Source organism: Wolbachia endosymbiont of Madathamugadia hiepei, from assembly GCF_013366855.1.
In the GTDB taxonomy this organism is placed as follows: domain Bacteria; phylum Pseudomonadota; class Alphaproteobacteria; order Rickettsiales; family Anaplasmataceae; genus Wolbachia.
Genome location: NZ_WQMP01000117.1, coordinates 1 through 3,252, shown reverse-complemented (window position 1 = coordinate 3,252; position 3,252 = coordinate 1). Strand labels below are relative to the sequence as shown.

Sequence of the window (3,252 nt, the reverse complement as noted above, 5' to 3'; positions counted from 1 at the left end):
ACATAGTGCGAAAAATTAAACAATAGTACGCGAAATACAAGTTTTCTTGTCATTTTAACCTGTACAGATTGAGAAGTTAAACAAATAGCTTCAATATTACGATAAGGGTAACGGTGAAGGTTGTCAAGTAGTTTTTTTGACCCTGTTTCTATGAACTGCTTGGATGACACCATATAAATTACTAGAGTTAATAAATGGGAAAATCATTACAAATCTTTTCAACTTTACTCTTCACTGTTTTTTCAACATTTAAGCTATTTTTGCTGATTAGTCCTTGAATTATCTCGTTTACTAAGTCTGCTATTTCTTTAAAATTTTCCGCCCCAAGTCCACGTGTTGTCTCAGCAGCAGTGCCAAAACGCAGCCCTGAAGTGATGGTTGGCTTTTCTGTGTCAAATGGTACAGAGTTTTTATTGCAGGTAATACCAGCCCTTTCAAGGCTATCTACAACATCTTTTCCAGTCAATTTCTGTGGTCTTAAGTCAACTAGCACTATATGAGAGTCAGTGCCAGCGGTTATAATGCTCAGTCCATGCTCTTGCAGCGTTTGAGATAGCACTTTCGCATTTTCCACAACTTTTCTGCTATAAGTCTTAAACTCTGGCGCTAGTGCTTCTTTAAATGCAACAGCTTTCGCGGCTATTACATGCATAAGCGGCCCACCTTGCAGCCCTGGGAAAACTGCCGATTGAATTTTTTTATGTAACGTTTCATCATTCGTCATTATTACTCCACCTCTAGGACCACGCAGAGTTTTGTGAGTCGTAGAAGTCATAACATGCGCATATCCAGCAGGGGACGGATATTCGCCCGCTACAATAAGCCCCGCATAGTGAGCAATATCGGCAAGTAAATACGCACCGACTTTATCCGCGATTTCGCGAAAACGCTTGAAGTCTATCTTTCTTGGATAAGCAGAAGCACCAGCTATGATCAGTTTTGGCTTATGCTCAAGTGCCAGTTTTTCTATCTCGTCCATATCGAGCAGATAAGTGTCTTTGCTGACTATATACTGAATCGACTTAAACCATTTACCAGAAAGGCTTGGTGCCGCACCATGAGTTAGGTGTCCACCGCAACTCAGCGATAATCCAAGTATCGTATCGCCCGGGGTAAGCAATGAAGCAAACACTGCTTGATTTGCTTGAGAACCAGAATGAGGTTGAACGTTCGCAAATTTAACACCAAACAGTTTACAGAGCCTCTCTATAGCTAGACTTTCGACCTCATCCACATATTCACAACCACAGTAATACCTTTTCCCTGGATAACCTTCCGCATATTTATTAGTTAGAAAAGAACCTTGTGTCTCCATCACTGCTTTACTTACAAAATTTTCTGATGCAATCAGTTGCAGTTGTGACCTTTGACGCTGCAATTCCTTCTTTATAGATTGATAAATCTCGTCATCAAAAGACTTTAAACCATTTTTAAACCTGCAGATTTTTTCTGAAACACTTGTCATAGATTAAACTTCGTTTAACTCAATGATATTAAAATGTATGTTCGCTACAAGCAATTTTAAGATCGTTTCTTTAACCACACAAAACCAAAAGCAGCCAAGAGTAGACATATAGGAATAATCGATATTGCTTTTACCAGCAATCCAGCACCATACACGGGATTTCCTTGTATTATCATTCCATCCCAATACAAATCTACTATTTTTGCGATTCCAACGTGAAAAAAATAGCCAAAAACCATAACTATCATGTTTGATACGGCCGTAACCAAACCCACCAAGTTATTGTTCACATAACTTATTGCTTTGTAAATGGTAATTACCTGATATCCAGATGCAAACCCAATAACAAGAAGCGCAGGCAGCACAGCATATAGACCACCAGTTCGTGTAAAAAGCAAAAGGAAGCTAGCGATCATTGCAAAAGAACACGCAATAATTACTTCGTAATGCCTATTTGGACACTTTTCCAGCAGGTAAGCCAAAAAGAATGTTCCAGCTCCCATACCTATAAACATAAGAGAAGAAAGCGAAGACGCTAGATCTCCAGTCATTTGATACACCTCACACAAGAATGCTTTTGCCCAGCCATCAGCAAAACCTTCTAATGGACCAACCATTAAGCCACCAAAAAAACTGATCAGAATGATATGTTTGTTGAAGAGCACAGTTTTCAAATCTTGAAGTATATTATCACTTATACTCCCTTGTGCATCATTGCTTGGCGTTACAAAGAATAACAGCAAAGCAAGCAAACAACCAAACGCCGAGAAAGTATAAATAACATAATCCCAACCAAATTTATCGAGTAAAAAGTCCAAGGGTAATCCACCATAAATAGCTCCTAGTAGTCCTATTATTATAGACAAACTGGCCATTCTTGCTGATTTTTCTTGTGAAAAATACATGCTTGCAACTTTAAAGATCCCAATTGCTGAAGCAGACGATCCAATTCCGACGATTATTCTACCAAATATTGAGTAATACCACTCATCGAAGCATATAAGCGGTAGTGTTCCAGCGAATGTCAAAATAGTGCATATAGGCAAAACAAGTTTTGGGCCAGATCTGTCAAGAAAAAGACCAACAGGTATGTGAGCAAGCGTATAGCCTACATAATACAGCCCACCGAATTGACCAACATCTGTAACACTTATGTTAAACTTTGTTATTAATTCAGGTGCGATTATGTTCGGGATTACGCGTAATATGTATTGGTACGCATAGAACAACGATGCTAGCAACCATATTAAAAAGTTTCTTTGTAGCATCAACCTCACCTTAAATTTAAAATCATAGGTTTATGAAAAAAAGATTTTTTATAAATTTTAATTTGCTAAAATTGAGCGTAGTTAAATTCATAGCAAATAAGTAACTGTGTATCAACTAAATTTTCTAGCCTTAGCTGCTTGAACACAGAGAGCATTTCTAAAAATGGGAATAATTATATCTAAAATGGTATAATTTTTAGTAAAGCCTAACATCAGAAACGTCTTAGTTAACTCAATATTAACCTTTCCACATGTATAATGGTCAATATAACGTTAAGCGAAGGTGAGCCAATGAGTACAAGCACAAAAAACAACACGCTACAAAATTACTTAACAAAATACATCGAGCAAACGTTTGCCTCTCATACAGGTAACAGATATGACAAGCTATATATGAAACTTTTAAGCAAAGTAGAAGAGACCATAAAACTAGTCTCTGTGAACAAAATTTTAGAGAAGCCATATGAGAGAACCAACGAAGTTTAAAAAACCCATAAAAACCTCAGCAGTCTTGTCAAA

At 37.5% G+C, this 3,252-nt stretch carries 3 protein-coding genes; 1 reads left to right on the top strand and 2 read right to left on the bottom strand.

Features of this window, described 5'->3' with window-relative positions; genetic code table 11:
- Positions 1-187 precede the first annotated feature (187 nt).
- Together glyA and GO685_RS04310 are read right to left on the bottom strand one after the other, a co-directional pair.
- Positions 188-1,465, bottom strand: coding sequence for a serine hydroxymethyltransferase (gene glyA / locus GO685_RS04315; RefSeq protein WP_175937724.1), 1,278 nt, complete (start codon positions 1,463-1,465; stop codon positions 188-190).
- 56 nt (positions 1,466-1,521) lie between these two features.
- The gene (locus GO685_RS04310) at positions 1,522-2,733 is read right to left on the bottom strand and encodes an MFS transporter (protein WP_175937723.1); all 1,212 of its coding nucleotides are present in this window, start codon (positions 2,731-2,733) and stop codon (positions 1,522-1,524) included.
- Positions 2,734-2,991: 258 nt separating this feature from the next.
- On the opposite strand from GO685_RS04310, the gene GO685_RS04305 reads away from it, so the two are divergent.
- On the top strand, positions 2,992-3,219 hold the full coding sequence (locus GO685_RS04305) for a hypothetical protein (protein WP_175937722.1): 228 nt from the start codon (positions 2,992-2,994) through the stop codon (positions 3,217-3,219).
- The last annotated feature ends 33 nt before the right edge of the window (positions 3,220-3,252 follow it).

Excerpts from the sequence above, each read along its gene's own strand:
- GO685_RS04305 (WP_175937722.1), top strand. The coding sequence starts at position 2,992 with ATGGTCAATATAACGTTAAGCGAAGGTGAGCCAATGAGTACAAGCACA.
- glyA (WP_175937724.1), bottom strand. The coding sequence starts at position 1,465 with ATGACAAGTGTTTCAGAAAAAATCTGCAGGTTTAAAAATGGTTTAAAG.
- GO685_RS04310 (WP_175937723.1), bottom strand. The coding sequence starts at position 2,733 with ATGCTACAAAGAAACTTTTTAATATGGTTGCTAGCATCGTTGTTCTAT.